Source organism: Acidovorax sp. JG5 (genome assembly GCF_017939685.1).
Classification (GTDB): Bacteria; Pseudomonadota; Gammaproteobacteria; order Burkholderiales; family Burkholderiaceae_C; genus Acidovorax.
This window is the reverse complement of the sequence record NZ_JAGKSE010000015.1, coordinates 42,120-64,131: the sequence shown is the minus strand read 5'-3', so window position 1 is coordinate 64,131 and position 22,012 is coordinate 42,120. Positions and strand designations below refer to the sequence as shown.

The 22,012-nt window shown below is 60.8% G+C and carries 27 protein-coding genes, 1 tRNA gene and 2 pseudogenes; 4 read left to right on the top strand and 26 right to left on the bottom strand.

Going from position 1 to position 22,012, the window contains the following annotated elements; genetic code table 11:
- Positions 1–542, top strand: a pseudogene (locus tag J8G26_RS19410) (hypothetical protein); the annotation flags it as partial.
- Between the two features lie 459 nt (positions 543–1,001).
- On the opposite strand, the pseudogene J8G26_RS14325 reads toward J8G26_RS19410, so the two are convergent.
- Positions 1,002–1,714, bottom strand: a pseudogene (locus J8G26_RS14325) (IS5 family transposase).
- A 130-nt stretch (positions 1,715–1,844) separates the two neighbouring features.
- On the opposite strand from J8G26_RS14325, the gene J8G26_RS14320 reads away from it, so the two are divergent.
- The gene (locus J8G26_RS14320) at positions 1,845–2,924 is read left to right on the top strand and encodes a Y-family DNA polymerase (RefSeq protein WP_338071807.1); all 1,080 of its coding nucleotides are present in this window, start codon (positions 1,845–1,847) and stop codon (positions 2,922–2,924) included.
- A gap of 148 nt (positions 2,925–3,072) precedes the next feature.
- Here the strand turns inward: J8G26_RS14320 and J8G26_RS14315 are convergent.
- The 19 genes from J8G26_RS14315 to J8G26_RS14225 form a co-directional block, all read right to left on the bottom strand.
- Positions 3,073–3,149, bottom strand: a tRNA-Met gene (locus J8G26_RS14315).
- 23 nt (positions 3,150–3,172) lie between these two features.
- On the bottom strand, positions 3,173–3,565 hold the full coding sequence (gene rplQ, locus J8G26_RS14310) for a 50S ribosomal protein L17 (protein ID WP_210569708.1): 393 nt from the start codon (positions 3,563–3,565) through the stop codon (positions 3,173–3,175).
- Between the two features lie 91 nt (positions 3,566–3,656).
- Positions 3,657–4,649, bottom strand: a complete 993-nt coding sequence (gene rpoA, locus J8G26_RS14305; RefSeq protein WP_087743377.1) for a DNA-directed RNA polymerase subunit alpha — start codon at positions 4,647–4,649, stop codon at positions 3,657–3,659.
- Positions 4,650–4,760: 111 nt separating this feature from the next.
- Positions 4,761–5,384 carry a 30S ribosomal protein S4 gene (gene rpsD / locus J8G26_RS14300; protein WP_087743375.1) on the bottom strand — a complete coding sequence of 208 codons (624 nt, stop codon included), beginning with the start codon at positions 5,382–5,384 and terminating at the stop codon, positions 4,761–4,763.
- A 90-nt stretch (positions 5,385–5,474) separates the two neighbouring features.
- Entirely contained in the window at positions 5,475–5,879 is a 405-nt protein-coding gene (rpsK, locus tag J8G26_RS14295) for a 30S ribosomal protein S11 (RefSeq protein ID WP_005793662.1), read from the bottom strand.
- 18 nt (positions 5,880–5,897) lie between these two features.
- Positions 5,898–6,263, bottom strand: a complete 366-nt coding sequence (rpsM, locus tag J8G26_RS14290) for a 30S ribosomal protein S13 (RefSeq protein ID WP_005793659.1) — start codon at positions 6,261–6,263, stop codon at positions 5,898–5,900.
- Positions 6,264–6,286: 23 nt separating this feature from the next.
- Positions 6,287–6,400 (bottom strand): 50S ribosomal protein L36, encoded by a 114-nt coding sequence (rpmJ, locus tag J8G26_RS14285; protein WP_005793651.1) that lies wholly within the window; start codon positions 6,398–6,400, stop codon positions 6,287–6,289.
- 147 nt (positions 6,401–6,547) lie between these two features.
- Positions 6,548–7,867, bottom strand: a complete 1,320-nt coding sequence (gene secY, locus J8G26_RS14280; RefSeq protein WP_210569706.1) for a preprotein translocase subunit SecY — start codon at positions 7,865–7,867, stop codon at positions 6,548–6,550.
- A gap of 24 nt (positions 7,868–7,891) precedes the next feature.
- A complete protein-coding gene (gene rplO / locus J8G26_RS14275; protein ID WP_087743371.1) occupies positions 7,892–8,323 on the bottom strand; it encodes a 50S ribosomal protein L15 in 432 nt (143 codons plus the stop codon).
- 10 nt (positions 8,324–8,333) lie between these two features.
- Complete coding sequence (gene rpmD / locus J8G26_RS14270; RefSeq protein WP_007861725.1) at positions 8,334–8,516, bottom strand: 50S ribosomal protein L30; 183 nt, start codon at positions 8,514–8,516, stop codon at positions 8,334–8,336.
- A 14-nt stretch (positions 8,517–8,530) separates the two neighbouring features.
- Entirely contained in the window at positions 8,531–9,049 is a 519-nt protein-coding gene (gene rpsE, locus J8G26_RS14265) for a 30S ribosomal protein S5 (RefSeq protein WP_035240898.1), read from the bottom strand.
- Between the two features lie 17 nt (positions 9,050–9,066).
- On the bottom strand, positions 9,067–9,432 hold the full coding sequence (gene rplR, locus J8G26_RS14260) for a 50S ribosomal protein L18 (RefSeq protein WP_087743369.1): 366 nt from the start codon (positions 9,430–9,432) through the stop codon (positions 9,067–9,069).
- Between the two features lie 11 nt (positions 9,433–9,443).
- The gene (rplF, locus tag J8G26_RS14255; protein WP_086913548.1) at positions 9,444–9,977 is read right to left on the bottom strand and encodes a 50S ribosomal protein L6; all 534 of its coding nucleotides are present in this window, start codon (positions 9,975–9,977) and stop codon (positions 9,444–9,446) included.
- A 25-nt stretch (positions 9,978–10,002) separates the two neighbouring features.
- Positions 10,003–10,398, bottom strand: coding sequence for a 30S ribosomal protein S8 (gene rpsH, locus J8G26_RS14250; RefSeq protein ID WP_008906523.1), 396 nt, complete (start codon positions 10,396–10,398; stop codon positions 10,003–10,005).
- Between the two features lie 20 nt (positions 10,399–10,418).
- Complete coding sequence (rpsN, locus tag J8G26_RS14245; RefSeq protein WP_007861712.1) at positions 10,419–10,724, bottom strand: 30S ribosomal protein S14; 306 nt, start codon at positions 10,722–10,724, stop codon at positions 10,419–10,421.
- Between the two features lie 8 nt (positions 10,725–10,732).
- Positions 10,733–11,272 (bottom strand): 50S ribosomal protein L5, encoded by a 540-nt coding sequence (gene rplE, locus J8G26_RS14240; protein ID WP_024813854.1) that lies wholly within the window; start codon positions 11,270–11,272, stop codon positions 10,733–10,735.
- A gap of 9 nt (positions 11,273–11,281) precedes the next feature.
- On the bottom strand, positions 11,282–11,602 hold the full coding sequence (gene rplX, locus J8G26_RS14235; protein WP_086913550.1) for a 50S ribosomal protein L24: 321 nt from the start codon (positions 11,600–11,602) through the stop codon (positions 11,282–11,284).
- 9 nt (positions 11,603–11,611) lie between these two features.
- Positions 11,612–11,980, bottom strand: a complete 369-nt coding sequence (gene rplN, locus J8G26_RS14230) for a 50S ribosomal protein L14 (protein WP_007861702.1) — start codon at positions 11,978–11,980, stop codon at positions 11,612–11,614.
- A 194-nt stretch (positions 11,981–12,174) separates the two neighbouring features.
- Complete coding sequence (locus J8G26_RS14225; protein WP_087743367.1) at positions 12,175–13,767, bottom strand: glycerol-3-phosphate dehydrogenase/oxidase; 1,593 nt, start codon at positions 13,765–13,767, stop codon at positions 12,175–12,177.
- A gap of 93 nt (positions 13,768–13,860) precedes the next feature.
- Between J8G26_RS14225 and glpK the strand changes: the two genes are divergently transcribed.
- Both glpK and proC read left to right on the top strand, forming a co-directional pair.
- Positions 13,861–15,354: a glycerol kinase GlpK gene (gene glpK / locus J8G26_RS14220; protein WP_210569704.1), complete on the top strand. Its 1,494-nt coding sequence runs from the start codon at positions 13,861–13,863 to the stop codon at positions 15,352–15,354.
- 214 nt (positions 15,355–15,568) lie between these two features.
- On the top strand, positions 15,569–16,405 hold the full coding sequence (gene proC / locus J8G26_RS14215) for a pyrroline-5-carboxylate reductase (RefSeq protein ID WP_210569702.1): 837 nt from the start codon (positions 15,569–15,571) through the stop codon (positions 16,403–16,405).
- Positions 16,406–16,467: 62 nt separating this feature from the next.
- Here the strand turns inward: proC and ubiA are convergent, their stop codons facing one another.
- From ubiA to J8G26_RS14185, 6 genes are all read right to left on the bottom strand, one after another.
- The gene (ubiA, locus tag J8G26_RS14210) at positions 16,468–17,337 is read right to left on the bottom strand and encodes a 4-hydroxybenzoate octaprenyltransferase (protein WP_210569700.1); all 870 of its coding nucleotides are present in this window, start codon (positions 17,335–17,337) and stop codon (positions 16,468–16,470) included.
- Positions 17,338–17,463: 126 nt separating this feature from the next.
- Positions 17,464–19,005, bottom strand: coding sequence for a CYTH and CHAD domain-containing protein (locus J8G26_RS14205; RefSeq protein ID WP_210569698.1), 1,542 nt, complete (start codon positions 19,003–19,005; stop codon positions 17,464–17,466).
- 86 nt (positions 19,006–19,091) lie between these two features.
- Positions 19,092–19,595, bottom strand: coding sequence for a Dps family protein (locus J8G26_RS14200; RefSeq protein WP_087743358.1), 504 nt, complete (start codon positions 19,593–19,595; stop codon positions 19,092–19,094).
- A 165-nt stretch (positions 19,596–19,760) separates the two neighbouring features.
- Entirely contained in the window at positions 19,761–20,726 is a 966-nt protein-coding gene (locus tag J8G26_RS14195; protein WP_087743356.1) for a LysR substrate-binding domain-containing protein, read from the bottom strand.
- An 18-nt stretch (positions 20,727–20,744) separates the two neighbouring features.
- Positions 20,745–21,224 (bottom strand): hypothetical protein, encoded by a 480-nt coding sequence (locus J8G26_RS14190; RefSeq protein WP_210569696.1) that lies wholly within the window; start codon positions 21,222–21,224, stop codon positions 20,745–20,747.
- A complete protein-coding gene (locus J8G26_RS14185) occupies positions 21,221–21,994 on the bottom strand; it encodes a hypothetical protein (RefSeq protein ID WP_210569694.1) in 774 nt (257 codons plus the stop codon). Before J8G26_RS14185 ends, J8G26_RS14190 begins: the two co-directional genes overlap by 4 nt.
- Positions 21,995–22,012 lie beyond the last annotated feature (18 nt).

The following is a 22,012-nucleotide window of genomic DNA, read 5'->3' as shown; positions in this document are numbered from 1 at the left end:
CAGCCATGGGACAATCGCTCATACGATCGTGTGAATTCGTGTTGGGGTGGGAGGTTTTTGGGCATGCGGTCAGTCCTGCGGGGTGGAGTGACACATTCACGCGCTGTTCGGGGAAGAAGCCAAGTCCGCGTGCGCGGGGCTATGGAAAAGTGGACAATCACCCGAAACGGTACTCACTGGCCCTCAGCAGTACCCAGGTGTTGAGAGAATTGGTTCGAAACCAGTCGCCTCTGCACCAGGAGAAGCTGATCAAGTTCGCGACGCGAATACCGGCCTTCATGTACCTGACCGACTTTCGCGAGAACACCCTGAAGGACGTCATTACCAAGTTGGAGCCAGGTCTCTTTTTGACGGTGACCGGGCTGACCGTGAAGGACTTTCACCTGCTGGTGAGCCTGAAAGTTTTCAACACTGAACAGATGAACCAAGCGGTGTTCGCATTCCGCAGGTACGAAGACGCGTCACTTCACTACACAGGTATCGAAAGCCATATTGGCCTCAGGAGCTACGGCCTTTACGACACAGTCGTTGCGAAGGAGTAGGACCGGCCTTGCCCTTCCAATCGCCCCCGGGAATCTGTTGCAACAATCTCAATCATCAAAGAGCTCAGCATGAAAGACGGAAAAATCATCGCAATGAACCCTCGCCGCGGGATGTTCATTGTTGCGATTGACGGCGGCGATTACGCTCAAGATCCTATGCGAGCAGCTTGCAATCGGATTTGGGGGAGAGGCTCCGACGTTGACCGAGTTGCCTGATCGTCTGACAACTATTCTTGGCGTGCAGGCGTTTGATTGACTGGCTTGTCCGCGACTCAGGCGTGTCGGACAAATCACGTGTCGACTTTTAAGTCTGATCACGTTATTGCTGCCAATGATCAACCCATGTTGGCAACAGTCCGCGTCGACTGTTGGGCTGGCAACCGGATCGAACAATTGTTATGAAAAAACATTACACATAACAATCTTTTGATGGAGATTCACTCTAGGACGTGTTGAGAATCAGCGGGAGTTGATAACCCCAGCTGCGAGATGGATCATCGCTGCGAAGCTGCTATCCGTCTTGTCGCTGCGCATTGCGATACGTTTGAGCTCCTTGAGCTTGCAAAAGAAGTTCTCGATCAAGTGGCGCCATTTGTAGACCTCCAGGTCAATCTCCAGTGGCGCTCTCCTGCGGGGCATCTGTGAGATCACCACCTGCGCCCCGCGCTTACCCAACTCCTGGATCAGCCAATTCACATCGAAGGCCTTGTCGGCAAGCAAGGCATCAAAGCGCACATCGGCAATCAGCTCTCTGACCCCTTTGGTGTCGTGGCGCTGCCCTGGCATCAAGACGAACTTCACCAGATTGCCCAATGCATCTGTCAGCGCCAGTATCTTCGTGGTCATGCCGCCCCTCGAGTGGCCTATGGCCTGGCCCGAAGTCCCCCTTTTGCCCCCTGGCCGTGCCGATGCACTTTCACAATCGTGGCATCCACCATCGCATATTCCATGTCCGGCTGCTCGCTCACTGCATCGAACAGACGTTGGAACACATCGGCCTTAACCCAGTCTCTAAAGCGTTTGAACACCGTGTTCCACTTGCCGAACTCTGGCGGCAGGTCTCGCCAGGGGCTGCCTGTGCGGGCAATCCACAGCACTGCCTCAAAGAAGCGGCGGTTGTCTGTGCCGCTGCGTCCAGGATCACTTGGCTTGCCAAGGCAGTGCGGCTCCATCTTGGCCCATTGTGCGTCTGTCAGTACCCATCGAATGCTCATGCGCCTATTGCAACACATCCATTCACACATCTCAGAATGATTCTCAACAGACCCTAGCCTGGTTGCTGCGCTGGGCCATCGGCATGAGGTGTATTCGATTGATGAGAGCTTCGTGGACCTCAGTGGCATCCGGGGCGACATGACCGAACGAGCCCATGCCATCCGTGCGCGTGTGCTGCAGTGGGTGGGCATACCCTGCGGGATAGGTATTGCGCCGACCAAGACCCTCGCCAAGCTGGCCAACTATGTGGCCAAGACGGCTGAACGCAAACCTGGTTTCTACCCCTCGAAGCTTGCCCAGGTATGCAACCTTGTGCAGTTGCCCAGTGAAGAATTGGATGCGGTGCTGGAAGCGACCGAAGTGGGTGAAGTTTGGGGCGTGGGGCGCAAGATCGCAGCCCAGCTCAAGGAAGCGGGCATAGAGACCGCGCTGGACCTGGCTCGGCTCGATCCAGCCACGGTGCGCAGGCGCTGGTCGGTGGTGCTGGAGCGCACGGTGCGCGAATTGCAAGGCATGCCCTGCATCGGACTGGACGACCAACCACCACCCAAGAAGGAGATCGCCTGTACCCGCTCGTTTGGGCAACCCGTGAGTGAGCTCCCCGCCCTGGAGCAGGCCATCAGCACGTTTGCCAGCATGGCCGCGCAGAAGCTGCGCAGGCAGGCCAGCCACACGGCCCATGTGCTGGTGTTCATTCACACCAGCCCTTACCGCAAAGGTCCGCAGTACGCGCGGTCCATCACCGTGCCGCTGCGAAGCGCCACCAGCGACACCGTCTCCATCGTTCATGCTGCATTGACCGGCCTGCGCCGGATCTACCGGCCGGGCTACCTGTTCATCAAGGCGGGCGTGATGCTGCTGGACTTGCACAGCGCAAAGCTGCGACAGCGGGAACTCGACCTGGAACCACAGGAGACAGAGGACAGCACCCGGGAGCGGCTGATGGGGGTGCTCGATGAACTCAACCAACGCTATGGGCGCGGCACGGTGAACCTGGCGAGCGCCGGAGTGCAGGCAAAGGGAGAGCGTGCCAGTTGGGCCATGCGGCAGGAGCGCAGGTCACCGGCTTACACGACGTGCTGGGAGGACATGCCGGTGGTGGGGGAAGTCGCCGTCCCTGCAGCTCCAGGGACGTCTGCTGCAAACCGGGAGCAGGTGACTATGTGAAATCCATGCTGGCCAATACCCAATGGTCAGAAACGAAGATCAGCAAATTTCTTGGGCCAAGGGTGGGCCAGGAATGGGCCAAATTTGGGCCAAAACAAAAAGGCCCACCGAAGTGAGCCTTGAAGACAAGCTAAGTGCTTGATTTTATTGGTTGCGCGAGAAGGATTTGAACCTCCGACCTTTGGGTTATGAGCCCAACGAGCTACCAGACTGCTCCATCGCGCGGTAAGAGATGAATTATACCCTATTTATTCGGCAGCTGCCGAATTATTTTCGGCTTCTGCAGAACGATCGACCAACTCGACCAAGGCCATGGGGGCGTTGTCACCCACGCGGAAACCCATCTTCAGGATACGGGTGTAGCCACCAGGACGCACCTTGAAGCGGGGGCCCAGATCGTTGAACAGCTTCGTCACGCTGTCGCGGTCACGCAGGCGGTTGAATGCCAGACGGCGGTTTGCAACCGAGTCTTCCTTGGCCAGGGTGATCATGGGTTCGATCACGCGGCGCAACTCCTTGGCCTTGGGAACCGTGGTCTTGATGGCTTCATGCTCGATGAGCGAATTCATCATGTTCTGAAGCATCGCAAGGCGGTGCGAGCTGGTGCGATTGAGTTTGCGAAGGCCGTGTCCGTGGCGCATGGTGCTTTCCTTTTACTTAGATTAAATCAGGCAGCCGTATCAGGTACTGCCCGAGGCACTGCTCCCCTTGAAGGGAACCGAAGATTATAACTTAACGCTTGTCCAAACCGGCTGGTGGCCAGTTTTCGAGCTTCATGCCCAGCGTGAGACCACGCGATGCGAGCACTTCCTTGATCTCATTGAGCGACTTGCGACCCAGGTTGGGGGTCTTGAGCAACTCGTTTTCGGTGCGTTGGATCAGATCGCCGATGTAGTAGATGTTCTCGGCCTTCAGGCAGTTGGCGGAGCGAACGGTCAGCTCCAGCTCGTCCACAGGACGCAGCAGGATAGGATCGAATGTCGCGTTGCCGCGCGGGCCTGCTGGTGCGTCAAACGCGGCCAGCTCGCCACCTTCCAGCTGTGCAAACACGGCCAACTGTTCCACCAAGATCTTGGCCGATGCGCGCACGGCGTCTTCTGCCGTGATGGCACCGTTGGTTTCGATCTCTACGACCAGCTTGTCCAGATCGGTACGCTGTTCGACGCGGGCGCTTTCCACGGTGTAGCTGACGCGCTTCACAGGAGAGAACGATGCATCCAGAACAATTCGGCCAATGGACTTGGTCGATTCGTCCGCATAGCGACGCTGGTTGCCAGGAACATAGCCACGGCCTTTTTCTACCTTGATCTGCATGTCCAGCTTGCCACCTGCGGACAAATTGGCAATCACATGATCAGGGTTGACGATTTCCACGTCATGGGGCGTCTGGATGTCACGTGCGGTGACAACACCTTCGCCATCCTTGCGCAGACTCAACGTCACCTCATCCCGGTTGTGCAGCTTGAACACGACACCCTTGAGATTCAAAAGGATGTTGACCACGTCCTCTTGCACGCCATCAATGGACGAATACTCGTGCAGAACACCTGCAATGGTGACTTCCGTCGCTGCGTAACCCACCATGGACGAAAGCAGGACACGCCGAATGGCGTTGCCCAATGTGTGACCGTAGCCACGTTCGAACGGCTCAAGCGCCACCTTGGCACGATTGTGACCAAGCTGTTCGACATTAATCGCCTTGGGTTTCAGCAAATTGGTTTGCATGCAACTTCCTCTCAATACCCCCAGCTCGTTACACCGGTAAGGCTGGTGAAGCGCCTAAACCGCGATGCCTCGCGGTTCAGGGACGGTTTTCTCTAAATACGTACCGAGCGATTAGCGCGAGTACAACTCAACGATCAGCGATTCGTTGATGTCGGCACCAAACTCATCACGGTCAGGCACCTTCTTGAAGATACCTTCAGCCTTTTCGGCATTGACATCCACCCATGCAGGCATGCCAACCTGGGCAGCCAGTTGAAGGGCTTCGACAATGCGGTTTTGCTTCTTGGACTTTTCACGCACAGCCACCACGTCACCCGTCTTCACGAGGTACGAAGCGATGTTGACGGACTTGCCGTTCACCGTGATCGCCTTGTGGGACACCAACTGGCGCGCTTCAGCGCGGGTCGAGCCGAAACCCATGCGATACACGACGTTGTCGAGACGGGATTCCAGCAGGAACAGCAGGTTGGCGCCGGTATTGCCCTTCTTGCTGTCAGCGGCTTCGAAGTAGCGGCGGAACTGCTTTTCCAGCACGCCATACATGCGCTTGACCTTCTGCTTTTCACGCAGTTGCAGACCGTAGTCAGAGGTACGCGCACCAGAGGTACGGCCGTGCTGACCAGGCTTGGAGTCGAACTTGGACTTGTCAGCGATCGAGCGACGAGCGCTCTTCAGGAACAGGTCGGTGCCTTCACGGCGGGAGAGTTTGGCCTTGGGGCCGAGGTAACGTGCCACTTGAGCTTCCTTTGTGTCATCTACCGCAAACCATTGCGGGAGCCGCCTGAGGTGCTTGCGCGTTCTCAGGCGGCGGTGGGCTTAGAGAGATTAGATACGACGACGCTTTTGAGGGCGGCAACCGTTGTGGGGCACCGGGGTCACATCGGAGATCGAGGTGATACGAATGCCCAGTGCGCCCAAAGCGCGCACCGACGATTCACGGCCAGGGCCGGGGCCCTTGATTTCAACGTCAAGGTTCTTGATACCCTGATCGATGGCAGCGCGGCCGGCCACTTCCGATGCCACCTGGGCAGCGAACGGGGTGGACTTGCGCGAGCCCTTGAAACCTTGGCCACCGGACGAAGCCCACGACAGGGCGTTGCCCTGGCGATCGGTGATCGTGATGATGGTGTTGTTGAACGAGGCGTGCACGTGTGCAATGCCGTCCGAAACGTTCTTGCGGACCTTCTTGCGAACGCGCTGAGCTGCGTTATTGGCAGGGGACTTAGCCATGATGATCTTTCAATCTCTTTATTTCTTCAGTGCAGCTGCACCCTTGCGCGGACCCTTGCGAGTGCGTGCATTGGTACGGGTGCGCTGACCACGCATTGGCAGACCGCGGCGATGGCGGAAGCCACGATAGCAGCCGATGTCCATCAAGCGCTTGATGTTCATCGTGGTTTCGCGGCGCAGGTCACCTTCAATGGTGAACTGCTCGATTTGTTCGCGAATTTTTTCCAGATCGCTATCAGAAAGATCTTTGATCTTCTTGCTGTAAGCGATACCAGTTGCTTCGCAAATCTTGCGAGCGCGGGTGCGACCAATGCCAAAAATAGCGGTCAGACCGATTTCCGCGTGCTTGTGCGGCGGAATGTTAATGCCAGCGATACGTGCCATATGCGTCCTCTAATACTTTCCAATCAACCTTGGCGCTGCTTGTGACGCAGATCCGTGCAGATCACGCGCACCACACCCTTGCGGCGGATGATCTTGCAGTTGCGGCAGATTTTTTTGACCGAAGCCGAAACTCTCATTGCATTCTCCTAAAACTTTTCCATCCGTCCCGGCTGTTTTGCACGGAACACATTTTGTGCCCGCGAAAATTCGTGGGGCGCCAACTTAACCGATATCCAACTCTCTACAGGTAAGGTCGCCATGCGACCACCGCCGTTTCCTGTTCATCAACTGCCCGCGTTGCCTTTGAAATTGGCTTTCTTGAGCAGCGATTCATACTGTTGCGACATCATGTAGTTCTGAACCTGGGCCATGAAGTCCATGGTCACCACCACAATGATCAGCAGCGAAGTACCACCGAAGTAAAACGGAACGTTGTACTTCAAGATCAGGAACTCTGGCAGCAAACACACGAAGGTGATGTACACAGCGCCTGCCAAGGTCAGGCGAAGCAAGATCTTGTCGATGTAACGTGCCGTTTGCTCACCTGGGCGAATGCCCGGAATGAACGCACCGCTCTTCTTCAGGTTGTCTGCAGTTTCGCGGCTGTTGAAAACCAGGGCCGTGTAAAAAAAGCAGAAGAAGACGATCGCAGTGGCATAAAACATCACATAGATGGGCTGACCAGGCGTCAACGCACCCGATATGTCCCGCAACCAGCGCATCGACTCACCCGCACTGAACCAGTTCACCACCGTTGCCGGCAGCAAAATGATCGACGATGCGAAGATCGGAGGAATCACGCCAGCCATGTTCAGCTTCAGGGGCAAGTGCGACGACTGACCGCCGTAGACCTTGTTACCCACCTGCCGACGAGCGTAATTCACCAGAATCTTGCGCTGGCCACGCTCTACAAACACCACGAAGTAAGTCACCAGACCCACCACGATGACGATGAAGATGGCAGCCAGAATGCTCATGGCACCCGTACGAACCAGTTCCAGAAGACCGCCGATGGAACTCGGCAATCCAGCAGCGATGCCAGCGAAGATCAGGATCGAAATCCCGTTCCCCAGGCCGCGCTCGGTGATCTGCTCACCCAGCCACATCAGGAACATCGTGCCAGCCGTCAGACTGACCACCGCTGTCATACGGAAACCAAAACCAGGGCTCAGCACCAGACCCGCCGAGCTTTCCAGCGCGACCGCGATACCCAGCGACTGGAACAGGGCCAGGCCCAGCGTGCCGTAGCGGGTGTACTGCGTGATCTTTCTGCGACCGGCTTCGCCTTCCTTCTTCAACTGCTCGAATGTGGGAACCACATAGGTCATCAGCTGCATGATGATCGACGCCGAGATGTACGGCATGATCCCCAGAGCGAAAACCGTGAAACGCGAAAGCGCTCCACCCGAGAACATGTTGAACAGGTTCAGGATCCCGCCTTGCTGGCCACTGAACAGCTGCTGGAGTTGGGCTGGATCGATGCCTGGCACAGGGATATGAGCCCCGATGCGGTACACGACCAGCGCAAGCAACAGAAAAACCAGACGACGACGCAGGTCGCCGAACTTACCGGTCTTTGCAATTTGAGCCGCGCTAGTAGCCACAGATATCTTCCTTCAGAGCCACACTCAGGCGACGCTGCCGCCAGCAGCTTCGATAGCTGCCTTGGCACCAGCCGTAGCGCCCACTCCATTCAGCTTGACAGCCTTGGTGAGCGAGCCACTCTTGATGACCTTGACCACCTTGGCCAGCTCACCCACCAGGCCAGCCTGCTTGAGCGCCAGGATGTCCACTTCGGCCAGGCCGAGTTGGTCCAGAGCAGTCAGCGTCACTTCCGCATTGAACTTGAGCAGATGCGACTTGAAACCGCGCTTGGGCAGACGGCGTTGCAAAGGCATTTGACCGCCTTCGAAACCCACCTTGTGGTAACCACCCGAACGCGACTTCTGACCTTTGTGACCACGGCCAGCGGTCTTACCCAGACCGGAGCCGATACCACGGCCTACGCGGCGCTTGGCATGCTTGGCGCCGTCTGCGGGCTTGATGCTATTGAGTTCCATGATCGATCTCTCAGAGGACTTTGACCAGATAGCTGATCTTGTTAATCATGCCGCGCACTTCAGGCGAGTCCTGCAGTTCGCTGACACTGTTCAGCTTGCGCAGGCCCAGGCCACGGACAGTGGCGCGGTGCGATTCCTTGGTGCCAATCGGGCTGCGCACCAGTTGAATCTTGACGGTTTGTTGCGTTGTCATATTCAAGCTCCGGTTCAGGCGAAGATGTCTTCGACTGTCTTGCCGCGCTTGGCTGCCACATTCGACGGGGTGGTCGAATTGACGAGCGCGTCAAACGTTGCACGGACCATGTTGTACGGGTTCGACGAACCATGGCTCTTGGCCACGATGTCGGTGATGCCCACCACTTCAAAAACAGCGCGCATGGGGCCGCCAGCGATGATGCCGGTACCCTTGGGGGCTGGGTGAAGTTCCACCGATGCTGCACCGTGATGACCCTTCACCGAGTGGTGAATGGTGCCGCTCTTGAGCGCAACCTTCACCAGGTTGCGACGGCATTCTTCCATCGCCTTTTGCACAGCAGCGGGCACTTCCTTGGATTTGCCCTTGCCCATGCCCACGCGGCCATCGCCGTCGCCAACCACCGTCAGTGCAGCGAAACCGAGGATACGGCCACCCTTCACGACTTTGGTCACGCGGTTCACCGCGATCATTTTTTCGCGCAGACCGTCGTCCTGGCCTTCGCTCTGCACCTTGGGTTGAAATTTAGCCATTTTTAATTCCGTTCCGCTTAGAACTGCAGACCTGCTTCACGGGCTGCATCGGCCAAAGCCTTGACGCGACCGTGGTAAGCAAAACCTGCACGATCAAATGCAACCTTCTCGACACCAGCAGCCTTTGCTTTTTCAGCAATGCGCTTGCCAATGGCCTGGGCTGCAGCGGCATTGCCACCCTTGCCCGAACCGCCGAGCGCCTGGCGCACGTCGGCTTCTGCCGTCGATGCGCTGGCCAGCACCTTGCTGCCGTCGCCGGAGATCACAGTGGCGTAGATATGGAGGTTCGTACGATTCACGGTCAAACGTGCCACGCCTTGCTGTGCAATGCGGATGCGCGTCTGACGCGAACGACGAAGACGCTGCTCTTTCTTTGTCAACATGTTGCAGCTCCTTATTTCTTCTTGGTCTCTTTGATCGTGATCTTTTCGTCCGCATAACGGATACCCTTGCCCTTGTAGGGCTCAGGTGGACGAACAGCACGAATCTCGGCAGCGATCTGACCCACGCGCTGGCGGTCTGCACCCTTCACAACCACTTCCGTGGGCGTGGGGGTGGCAACCGTGATGCCAGCAGGCATGTCGAAATTGACCGGGTGCGAATAGCCGACCGTCAGGTTCAGCTTGGAACCCGTGGCAGCGGCCTTGTAGCCCACGCCAACCAGGCTCAGCTTCTTTTCGAAGCCCTTGCTGACGCCGATCACCATGTTGTTGACCAACTGGCGAATCGTGCCGCTCATGGCATTGGCTTCGCGGGATTCGTTGGCAGGCTCAAAGCTGAGCTTGCCATCATTGCTGGACACCTTCACCAGCACATTTTGTGCAAGCGAGAGCGCACCACCAGAGCCCTTGACAGAGATCTGGTCATCTTTCACGGACACATCCACGCCTGCGGGGATGGTCACGGGCATTTTTCCTACTCGGGACATTTCAGTTTCTCCTCAATGCCGCGGGTTAGGCCACGTAGCAGAGCACTTCGCCACCGACACCGGTAGCGCGCGCCTTGCGATCAGTCATCACGCCCTTGGGGGTCGTGACGATTGCCACACCCAGACCGTTCATGACTTGTGGAATGGAATCACGGCCTTTGTAGACACGCAGTCCGGGGCGGCTGACGCGCTCGATGCGCTCAATCACGGGACGGCCTGCGTAGTACTTCAGGGCGATTTCAAGTTCGGACTTGCCAGCTTCGGTTTTCACCTGGAAGCCGTCGATATAACCCTCGTCCTTCAACACCTGGGCGATGGCAATCTTCACTTTGGAAGAAGGCACCAGCACCGTGGCCTTGGCGACCATTTGTGCGTTACGAATGCGGGTCAGCAAGTCAGCGATAGGATCACTCATGCTCATGTTGTATCTCTCCTGCCTGCTTACCAGCTGGCCTTGGTGACACCGGGGATGTCGCCTGCAAAAGCCAGTTCGCGAATCTTGGCGCGGGCCAGACCGAATTGACGGAATGTTCCGCGTGGGCGACCGGTGATTTCGCAACGGTTGCGCTGGCGCGTAGGATTTGCATTGCGCGGGAGCTTTTGCAGACCCAGACGGGCTGCATCACGCTCTTCATCGCTGCGCTTGGCATCGCCAGCAATCGCCTTCAGTTCCGCATACTTGGTTGCGTACTTGGCTGCCAATTTTTCGCGCTTCAGTTCGCGCTGGATCAAAGCTACTTTAGCCATGCTTCGCCTCAGTTCTTGAACGGGAAACGGAAACCAGCGAGGAGAGCCTTGGCTTCTTCGTCGGACTTGGCCGTCGTGGTGATGCTGATATTGAGACCGCGCAAGGCATCCACCTTGTCGTATTCAATTTCAGGGAAAATGATCTGCTCCTTGACGCCGATGTTGTAGTTGCCACGGCCGTCAAAAGCGCGACCGGAGATACCACGGAAGTCACGGACGCGGGGCAGAGCCACGGTCACGAAACGATCCAGGAACTCATACATCTGCACGCCACGCAGTGTGACCATGCAACCGATGGCCTGGCCTTCGCGAATCTTGAAACCCGCGATAGCCTTCTTGGCCTTGGTCACCACGGGCTTCTGACCAGCAATCTTGGTCAGATCCGCTACAGCGTTGTCCATCACCTTCTTGTCCGAGACCGCCTCGCTCACACCCATGTTGAGCGTGATCTTGGTCAGACGCGGAACCTGCATCGGCGAGGTGTAACCGAACTGCTTCATCAGCTCGGGAGCGACTTTGTCGCGGTAAATTTCTTGCAGTCGTGCCATGTTTACCCCTTAGGCCGCCTTGATTTCAGCGCCGCTGGACTTGAACACGCGAACGCGTGCACCGTCAGCCTGCACCTTGATGCCTACGCGATCAGCCTTGCCGGTGGCAGCATTGAAGATGGCCACGTTGGACTGATGGATGGGCATGGATTTTTCCACGATGCCGCCCGTCGTACCCTTCATGGGGTTTGGCTTGGCGTGCTTCTTGACGAGGTTGATGCCGTCGATGACGAGATAGGAATCATCCTTGCGCAGCGACACAGTGCCACGCTTGCCCTTATCGCGCCCGGTCAGCACGATGACTTCGTCGCCCTTGCGAATCTTGTTCATGGCGCGTCCTTAGAGAACTTCAGGAGCCAGGGACACGATCTTCATGAACTTCTCGGTACGCAGTTCACGCGTCACGGGTCCAAAGATGCGGGTGCCGATGGGCTCCAACTTTGCATTCAGCAACACCGCAGCGTTGCCATCGAATTTAACGAGCGAGCCATCGCCACGACGAATACCCTTCGCCGTACGAACCACCACCGCGCTGTAGACCTCGCCTTTTTTGACGCGACCACGCGGAGCAGCTTCTTTGATGCTCACCTTGATGATGTCGCCAACGCTTGCATAGCGACGCTTCGAGCCACCCAGCACCTTGATGCAAAGGACGGACTTGGCGCCGGTATTGTCGGCAACCTCTAACCGAGATTCTGTCTGGATCATTTCAATATTCCCAACTTGCACCAGAAGACAACAGCCCCAGAGAACTTCTCAAGGGCTGCAATTCAGCCAGTCAGTCTTGGGCCCGTCGTCCGCACCGCAAACCATTTGCAGCACTTCCCGCTGGGCAGAAACTTCACGTTTGAAACGCGAAGCCCTCGATTATTGCAAAGGAGTTTCGGCAAGTCAAGCGCCTGTCAGCCAGGAATGTGCAAATATTGTTGTGCCAGTGCCAGAAATGCCTCCAGCTGTGGGTCCGCGCCCAGCTCATCCCTCAGGAAAGCCGCCACCTGCGGGGCCAGGGCGATGGCCTTCCGGGCATCCAGAAACAGCAGCCGCGAACGGCGGGCCAGCATGTCCTCTACCGTTCTCGCGTATTCATACCGCGCCGCAAAGCGCACCATGGCTTCGGTCAGCCCTTCGCCCAGGTCATTGCCATTCCCCGGCAAATCGCCAACAAACAAGGCCTCGCTGCCATAAGAGTGCAGCCCCTGGGCATCACTGATGCGATGCTGAACGGGTTCCCGGGGCGCCCCCACCAAAGACAGATGGTTGGTCACGCCAGCCGGTTTTTCCGGGAGCAGGCCCGTGGTGAAGCATTTTTGCAACACGTCTTCGGCCATGGCACGGTAGGTGGTCCATTTCCCACCTGTCACGGTAATCAGGCCGCTGCTGCTGGCCAACACGGTGTGCTCACGGCTGATCTTCTTGGTGCTGTCGCCATCGTCGTCCTGCGGTTTCACCAGAGGGCGCAGCCCCACCCAGATACTCCGGATGTCTTCCACCTTGGGCGCACGGGTGAGGTAGCGCGCCGATTCTTCCAGGATGAACCGGACTTCTTCCCGAAAAGGCTCCGGCTCTCGCACGATGTCCTGGCGCGGGCTGTCTGTGGTCCCCAGAATCAGCTTGCCCAACCACGGCACCGCAAAAAGAACCCGGCCATCGGCCGTCTTAGGCACCATCAGGGCATGATCCGACGGCAGGAACTCCCGATCCACCACGATGTGCACCCCCTGGCTGGGGGCCACGATGGGTTTGGCCGGGCGGTCAATGGCATCGCCGTCCAACCGGCGCAGCGTATCCACCCAAACACCTGTGGCATTCACGACAGCGCGTGCGCGCACGGTGAACTGCTGACCACTTTCGGCATCTTCACACACAAAGCCTGCGACCTTGCCAGCCTCATGGATCAGCGAACGCGCCGGACAGTAATTAACCATCAAGGCCCCCAGGCTGGCTGCCGTCCGCGCCAAGGCCAAGGCCAGGCGGGCATCATCGAACTGTCCGTCCCAGTATTTGACGCCACCCTTGAGACCCTCGGCGCGGGCGGTGGGCAGGCATGCCAGCGTGCGCGCACGTCCCATGAATTCGGTACCGCCCAGGCCGGCCTTACCCGCCAAAGCGTCGTACATCTTGAGTCCGATGCCGTAAAACGGCGTCTCCCAGAAGCGGTAAGACGGCATCACAAAAGGCAATGGCTGCGCCAGATGCGGCGCGTTATGGAGCAGCGTGGTGCGCTCATGCAGCGCCTCGCGCACCAGGGCTATGTTGCCTTGCGCCAGGTAACGCACCCCCCCGTGTACCAATTTGGTTGACCGGGATGAGGTTCCCTTGGCAAAGTCGTGCGAATCGACCAGCACCACACTGAACCCACGGGCCGCTGCATCCAGCGCGACCCCCAGCCCAGTTGCCCCACCGCCGATGACAGCGAGATCGAAACAGCGAGGTTCCGCCAGGAGAGCCAACAACTCTTCGCGCCGCGTGGGCAAGGGTGCAGAAACAGTGGTCATAGGGTGCGATTGTCCATGGGCGGCAGACGGATGCGGGCACCGCTTGTTGCTTGCGTTCACTCACGACGTCACGCACGGATATCCTTGACCGCCATGACCTACCTGCTCGCCCTCGACCAAGGCACCTCCAGCTCCCGCAGCATCGTTTTTGACGAACGCGGCCACATCGTGGCACAAGCCCAGCTGGAGCTGCCGCAGATCTACCCCCGGCCCGGCTGGGTGGAGCACGACCCGCAGGAGATCTGGCGCACCCAGCTCGCCACGGCCCGCGAAGCGCTCGCCAAGGCCGGCATTGCCGCCAGCGCCGTGCGCGCCGTGGGCATCACCAACCAGCGCGAGACCACCGTGCTGTGGAACCGCCGAACCGGCCAGCCCGTGCACCACGCCATCGTGTGGCAAGACCGGCGCGCCGAGCCTGCCTGCGCCCAGCTGCGCGACCAGGGCCACGCCGCCGCCATCCAGGCCAAGACCGGACTGCTGGTGGACGCCTACTTCTCGGCCACCAAGCTGCAGTGGCTGCTGGACCACGTGCCCGGCGCGCGCGACGCGGCCGAGCGCGGCGAGCTCGCCTTTGGCACGGTGGACAGCTGGTTGGTATGGAACCTCACCCACGGCCAGGTGCATGCGACGGACGCGAGCAACGCATCGCGCACCATGCTGTTCAATGTGCGCACCAACCAGTGGGACGACGCGCTGCTGGCGCTGCTGCGCATCCCCAAATCGCTGATGCCCGAGGTGCGGCCATCCAGCGCCCACTTTGGCGACATCGCCGCCGACCTGCTGGGCCACAGCATCCGCATCGGTGGCGTGGCGGGCGACCAGCAGAGCGCGCTGTTCGGCCAGGCCTGCTTCACGGCCGGCATGGCCAAGAACACCTATGGCACGGGCTGCTTCATGCTCATGCACACGGGCGGCACGTTCCAGACATCGCACAACGGCTTGCTGACCACCAGCGCGGCGCAAGCCACGGCGCAGCCGGAGTTTGCGATGGAAGGCAGCGTCTTTGTCGGCGGCGCCGTGGTGCAATGGCTGCGCGACGGCCTGCACGCCATCGATGCGAGCAGCGAGGTGCAGGCCCTGGCCGAAAGCGTGCCCGATTCGGGCGGCGTGATGATGGTGCCCGCCTTCACCGGCCTGGGCGCGCCCTACTGGAAGCCCGATGCCCGCGGCACCATCACCGGCCTCACGCGCGGCACCACGCTGGGCCACATTGCGCGCGCGGCGCTGGAGAGCATTGCCTACCAGAGTGCCGCCCTGCTGCTGGCCATGGGCCGCGATGCCGTGGCCGCCGGCGGCGCGCCCGTGAGCGAGCTGCGCGTGGACGGCGGCGCCTGCATCAACGACCTGCTGATGCAGTTCCAGGCCGACCTGCTGGGCATTCCTGTGGTGCGCCCCGCTGTCATCGAAACCACCGCCCTGGGCGCGGCCTATCTGGCGGGGCTGTCGAGCGGCGTGTACCGCAGCATCGATGAACTCTCGCAACTGTGGCGTGCCGAGCGCCGCTTTGTGCCTACGCTCAGCAGCGCCCGCGCGCAGGAGCTGATGGCGAAGTGGGAACACGCGGTGCGGCAAACAACAGCAGAGTGAAATAAGAACATCCCCCTGAGTCGCCTTCGGCGCCTTCCCCCTTCTCTCGACTTGCTGCGCAATTCGGGAAGGGGAACGCTCCCGGCGCGGCGGGGCGGCCCTTGCGCGGGAGCCCTGGCCTTGGCCGCGCCAGTTGCACGGGCCATTGGGCCAAAATCACTGGCTTGATCAGCGCTACCATCGTGGCCCCTGTTGTTGCCACCTTGCACCGCCCATGAGCCAAACCGCCGCATCCCCGTCCCTCCCCACCATCGCCTTCATCGGCGGCGGCAACATGGCCAGCGCCATCATTGGCGGGCTGATCCACCAGGGCCACCCCGCCAGCCAGATCGAGGTGGTCGAGCCCTGGGCCGAGGCGCGCGAGGCGCTGCGCAAGAACTATGGCATCGAAGCCCAGGCCGAAGCGGGCCCGGCCTTGCAGCGCGCGCAGATCGTGGTCTGGGCCGTCAAGCCCCAGACCTTCAAGGACGCGGCCGCCCAGGCCAAAGGCCACACGCAGAGCGCCCTGCACCTGAGCGTGGCCGCCGGCATTCGCTCGGACAGCATCGCCCAGTGGCTGGGCAGCGAGCGCATCGTGCGCACCATGCCCAACACGCCCGCGCTGGTGGGCAAGGGCATGAGCGCGCTGTATGCCCGCCCGGCCGTCAGCGCACCAGAGCGCCAGAGCATCGAGGCCATCATGGCCACCACCGGCGAGTTTCTGTGGGTGGATGAAGAGCAGCAACTGGACGCCGTCACGGCGCTGTCGGGCTCGGGCCCGGCCTATGTTTTCTACTTTCTCGAAGCCATGGCCCGCGCTGGCACCGACATGGGCCTCACGGCCGCGCAGGCCCACCAGCTGGCGGTGGGCACCTTTGTCGGCGCCTCAGAGCTGGCCCGCCGCTCCGACGAAACGCCGGCCGTGCTACGCCAGCGCGTCACCTCCAAGGGCGGCACCACCTACGCGGCCCTGCAGTCGATGGAGCACGACGCGGTGGGCGACAAATTTGTGCAGGCCATGCAGGCCGCACGCCAGCGTGCGCACGAGCTGGGCGACGAGCTTGGCAAATAAGCATCAAAACAGCCTGTAGCGCTTGATGGATAAGCGCTACGTGCTATTGATTTGTTAGCACATCAACGCAACAGGTAGCTGCCCGCAATGCCGGCAAACAGCGTGAACCCCACCCAGTGGTTCATGCGAAACGCCCGAAAACACCCCTCGCGCGTGCGCGTGCGGATCAGCCACCAGTGCCACACCACCTGGGCCAGCGCCGCTGCAATGGCCATGTAAAAAATAGCGCCCAGCGCAAGCGGTGCCAGCGCTACGAGCCAAAAACCCAGGAACAACAGATAGAAAACCACAATGGCCGCCACATCGAAGCGCCCGAGCGTGATGGCCGAGGTCTTCATGCCGATCTTCAGGTCGTCGTCGCGGTCCACCATGGCGTATTCGGTGTCGTAGGCCAGCACCCAGAACAGGTTGCCCAGCCACAGCAGCCACGCCATGGCCGGCACCTGGCCCTGCACGGCGGCAAACGCGATCACGATGCCGAAGTTGAAGGCAATGCCCAGCACCGCCTGCGGCATGGCAAAAAACCGTTTGGTGAACGGGTAAAGAATCGTCACCAGCAGCGCGGGCACCGACCAGGCCACCGCCACCCCATTGGTGGTGAGCACCAGCCCCAGTGAAATGAGCGACAGCACCGCGCCCACGGCCAGCGCCTCTTTCACCGACACCTGGCCCGAGGTGATGGGCCGCTGCGCCGTGCGCTTGACGTGGCGGTCGAAGTCGCGGTCGGCCACGTCGTTGATGCAGCAGCCGGCGCTGCGCATCAGGATGGTGCCCAGCACAAACACCGCCAGCAGATGCCAGCCGGGGAAACCGCCCGCGGCCAGCCACAGCGCGCTGAGCGTGGGCCACACCAGCACCAGCCAGCCAGCGGGCCGGTTCCAGCGGATCAGGTCAAGGTACAGGGAAAAACGGCTGCGCGGGGAAGGGGTCATGCTGAAACCAACGGAAAGCGGATAAAGCGAAAAGAACGGACAGAACGGTCGAAGAAAGGACGGCGGCCAAAATGCGGCGAGCGGCGCCGCCCGCGCGCAATGGCGGGCTGGCCCGGAAAAGGCGCTTTATACGCCACCCTGCAACGGCGGCACCGCTGGCACCGCTGGCACGCCAGCCTGCCCGGCAGCAAAGCCGCGCAGAAACTCCACAATGCCCCGGTCCACCGCCAGTTGCTGGGCCAGCACCCCGGCCTGCAGCACATCGCGCGATGCGCCGATGCCCGCCTGCAGCTGGGTTGCCTGCTGCAGCCAGCGCTGTGCGCGCACAGGCAAAAGCGGGCGCAAGGCTTCGATGTTGTAGCGCAGGCGTTTGGCCAGAATGCGCGCGCGGTGCTGGCTTTCGGCATGGGTGCTGTCGCGCAGCGCCTTTTTCCACTGCGCATGCAGCCGGGTGATGCGCTGGCGCACCCAGTGGCGCACGGTTTTGCCCGGCAGGTCCGGCGATGCACCCCAGGTCTGCGGGCGGGCCAGGTCATCCAGCCACAGGGTGATGGACAGCAAAGCGGCGCCCACCGCCGGCTCCTGCAATGCCCGGCGCACCCGCTGGCGCTGCTGCAGCGCGGCCTGCTGGAATGCCTGCACCATCGCATGCCAGCGCTCTGCCCGCCCGGCGTCACCAGCCACAAAGACGTTTTGCAACGCGGGCAGCGTCTGCGTGCACGCCACATCCAGGTCGCGCAACTCGCTCAGCAAGACCAGCATGGGCTGCATCTGCGGCCACGCGGGTATCTGCTGCACCGGCGCAGCCGGCTTGAACAGCCGCAAGGCGCCGCGAAAGCGCCGCCAGCCCACGCGTGCCTGGTGCACCAGCTCCGGATCATCGCTATGGACCAGCGCGTTCAGGTTGGCGGTGAACTGGGCAAACATTTCGCCCAGCACGGGCTGCACCATGGCGCGCAACGAAACCTCGGTGCCCAGTTTCGGCGGGCAGGCGCGCAGCGGGGCATCCAGCTTGCCGTCGCGCAATTCATAGCCACGCTGCGCCTTGCTGGCCGCCAACGGCAGCACGGCGATGTGCTGCGCAATCTGCCGCGCCAGATCGAACAGCGCGGCGGGCGGCCCAGCCAGCAGTTCCAGCTCCAGCTCGCAAATCGGCACGCTGCGCTGCCCGCAGGTGATTTGCCCCATGTCCAGCGCCACCTCGATGGCACTGCCATCGCGCCGGCGCACGGTCCAGGCCGTGCGCTCGAAGTCCGTGGCAAAACACGGCGCGAGCGCTGCGAACACCGCGCCGTCGGGGTCCACTTTGTGCCAGGGTGGCGCGGCCTGCAGGGCAGCCTGCACCAACGCGGGCCCTGGCACCGGCACTTCCCACTCACCGCGCAGGCTCAGTGCCGAATCGCCGCTGTCGCTGGTCTTGAGGGTTTGCAGCCATTGCGGCGCATCATCGCCGCCCACGCGCCGCAGGCGCAGGGCCATGCGCTGGGCGCGCAGGGCTTGAGCAGGCGTGTCGTAGTAGATGTTGTCCACCTGCTTGCGCACGGGCTGGTGCCGCGCCAGGGCTGGCAGGCGCGCCAGCTGCCGCGCCAGGCCCGCAGGGTCGGGCGTGGGCAAAGCCAGCTTGATTTCGAGCTCGACTCCCGGGCCCGGATGGGTGGCAGATGGCATGGTGCTTGTCTCTTCCGATCACGGCACCGGTGGGGCCGCGGCCGGGCACCAAGGCCGCGGACGCAGACCCGGCGCCGTGGGCTCTGTCAGTCTTCGAGCAAGGAGCGCAGCATCCACGCTGCCTGCTCGTGCACCGTCAGGCGCTGGGTCAGCAGGTCGGCCGTGGGCTCGTCGCTGGCCTTGTCGGCCAGGGGGAACAGGCTGCGCGCGGTGCGGGCCACGGCTTCATGGCCTTGCACCAGGATGCGGATCATCTCGGTGGCCTTGGGCGGCTCGGCAGGGGCGTCTGGCAGGCTGGTCAACTGGCCGAACTGGGCATAGGAGCCCGGTGCGAAATGGCCCAGCGAGCGGATGCGCTCGGCCACGGGGTCCACGGCATTCCACAGCTCGGTGTACTGCGTCATGAACATGGTGTGCAGCGTGTTGAACATGGGGCCCGTCACGTTCCAGTGGAAGTTGTGGGTGGTGAGGTACAGCGTGTAGGTGTCGGCCAGCAGGCGCGACAGGCCCTGGGCGATGGCGGCGCGGTCTTTCTCGCTGATGCCGATGTTGATGCTCGGTGCGTTGGTTTTGCTGGAAGCTTTGGCCATGTCATTTCTCCTGGAAGGGGTGGGTGGAACAAGCGCTGCGGGTGCCGGCAAGCCGGTGTGCGGCGAGATCGCTCACTGTAGCGCAGGTCACAACGCCCGCACGGCATCACCGCCATTCAACCCAGGTCAACCCTTGTTGCATTCTGCCGGCACGGTCGCACCAGGTCATGACAGCCGCGTGACGCCCGGCAGCTCGCAGGCATAGATGGCGTTGCGCAGCGCGGCAATGGCTTCATAGCGCGTGAAGCTGCGCCGCCAGGCCAGCACCACGCGGCGCGTGGGCGGCGGGCCGCCGTCTTCCTCGCGGATGGGCAGGTAACGGATGTAGTTTTCGTCGCTCTTGCGCCGGCGCGACACGGTCAGCAGCGCATCGCGCGGCACCGACAGGCGCGGCACCAGCGTCACGCCCATGCCCGCGGCCACCATGTGCTTGATGGTCTCCAGCGACGAGCCTTCGAACGACTTGCGGATGCCCTCGGCATTGCTGGAGAACCGGGCGAACTCGGGGCAGACCTCCAGCACATGGTCGCGAAAGCAGTGGCCCGCGCCCAGCAGCAGCATGGTTTCATTCTTGAGTTCGGCCGCCGTGATGGATTTTTGCGCGGCCAGCGGGTGCTTGCTGGGCACGGCCGCCATGAACGGCTCGTCATACAGCGGCGCAATGGCCAGGCCCGTGTCGGGAAAAGGCTCGGCCAGGATGGCGCAATCGATCTCGCCGGTGCGCAGCATCTCCAGCAGCTTGACGGTGAAGTTCTCCTGCAGCATCAGCGGCATCTGCGGGGTGCGCGTGATCGAGTGGCGCACCAGGTCGGGCAGCAGATAAGGGCCGATGGTGTAGATCACGCCCAGGGTCAAAGGCCCGGCCAGCGGGTCTTTGCCGCGCTTGGCGATTTCCTTGATGGCCGCCGCCTGCTCCAGCACGCTTTGCGCCTGGCGCACGATGTCCTCGCCCAGCGGCGTCACCGTCACCTCGCCCGCGCTGCGCTCGAAGAGCTTCACATCCAGCTCTTCCTCGAGCTTCTTGATGGCGACCGACAGCGTGGGTTGCGACACATAGCAGGCATCGGCCGCATGGCCAAAGTGCTTCTCACGGGCCACCGCAACGATGTACTTGAGTTCGGTGAGGGTCATGGTGAACTGCCAGTAGTGCTATTCATCAAGGAGATGTTTTTGCCCCCCATTGAACCAAGCAGCATCAAAGCCTTCCGCCAGGACAATGGCCTGCGCAGATGCTTGACCTTGGTCGCGGAGTCTTGCCAGGTACTTCACCAGGGTGTTTGAATCTTCGGTAAGGATGTGCGTGATGGACTCGCAGACCATTTGCGCCAGCAATTTGACGTCGTCCTTCACGGCCACCCGGTCGTCGCCCGTGTCACGCGACAGTACACGCATGAAATTACCGGAGGTCATGGCGTGATCGATGTTGAAGGGCAATACGTGAAAATTGCGCAAAGGAAGATCGCTCACAGGTTGTCCCACTTGAAACTCTGACGCGACCACGGCAGACAAGTACAAGGGACAGCCCTGAGCCAAGGCCTCGCGCAGATAACGCTTGGCTGTTTCGTGGTGCGCGCGCCCTGGGTCTGCCAGCGTGATCAAGTAACTCGTATCCAGAAGAATCGAGATCAAGCCGTACCTCCCCGCAGGGAGTCCACCCAATCGCTCGCACTAGGCACGTCTCGCCAGGCCTTCGCACCTCGCTCCGTCAAACGGCGCAACTGCGCTTCGTCCAAAGTCTGCTGGTGCTCTTCAAAACCGAGCAACCGCGCATTGCGGTACTTTCGGGTCACCACGTTGTACTCCGCACTGATGCGGGCCATAGCGACCTTGTAGAGGCGATTCACCGTATCGCTGCGGAAGAACTCACGATCCGACTCCACAGGAATCAAAGTGCCATCGGGCAAACGAATATGTGCATTGACTTTTTTAAGTCCGCCCATTTCGACAATCTCACCCTGCAGGTAGCGCTCAACCTGGACCCACTGGTCAGCGTCGTCCGCATGGAAGTCGGTAGCAGCGCTGATGCTGATATCCCGTTGCGGATTGCCTGGGACTGCAATTCGAAACACGCAGCGGCGCGCCCCTCGCGCGAGTTTTTGCCACCGCTCCACTACTTCCCGACGCTTTTTGTCGAGACCATCCAAACGCTCAGAGGCCGCAAGCTGCAGCAGATCCCGCAGAAGTCCCGGCGACGACACAGGAGCCGTCTGGATCGCCAAAGATCCTTTGACCACCCCCACATCCAGCGCCTGTAAATCCACTTCGGCGCCATCTCCCCGAAGGAAATCTTCCACGTCTTTTACAAAAGTTCGCAAGATCACCAGGGGCACTCTCTCCGGGGATATCTCGTATCCGGCAGACTCGTCGTGCAAGCTAATTAAAAGAGGCTGTGCGTCCATCCAGCAATTCTAGGCACT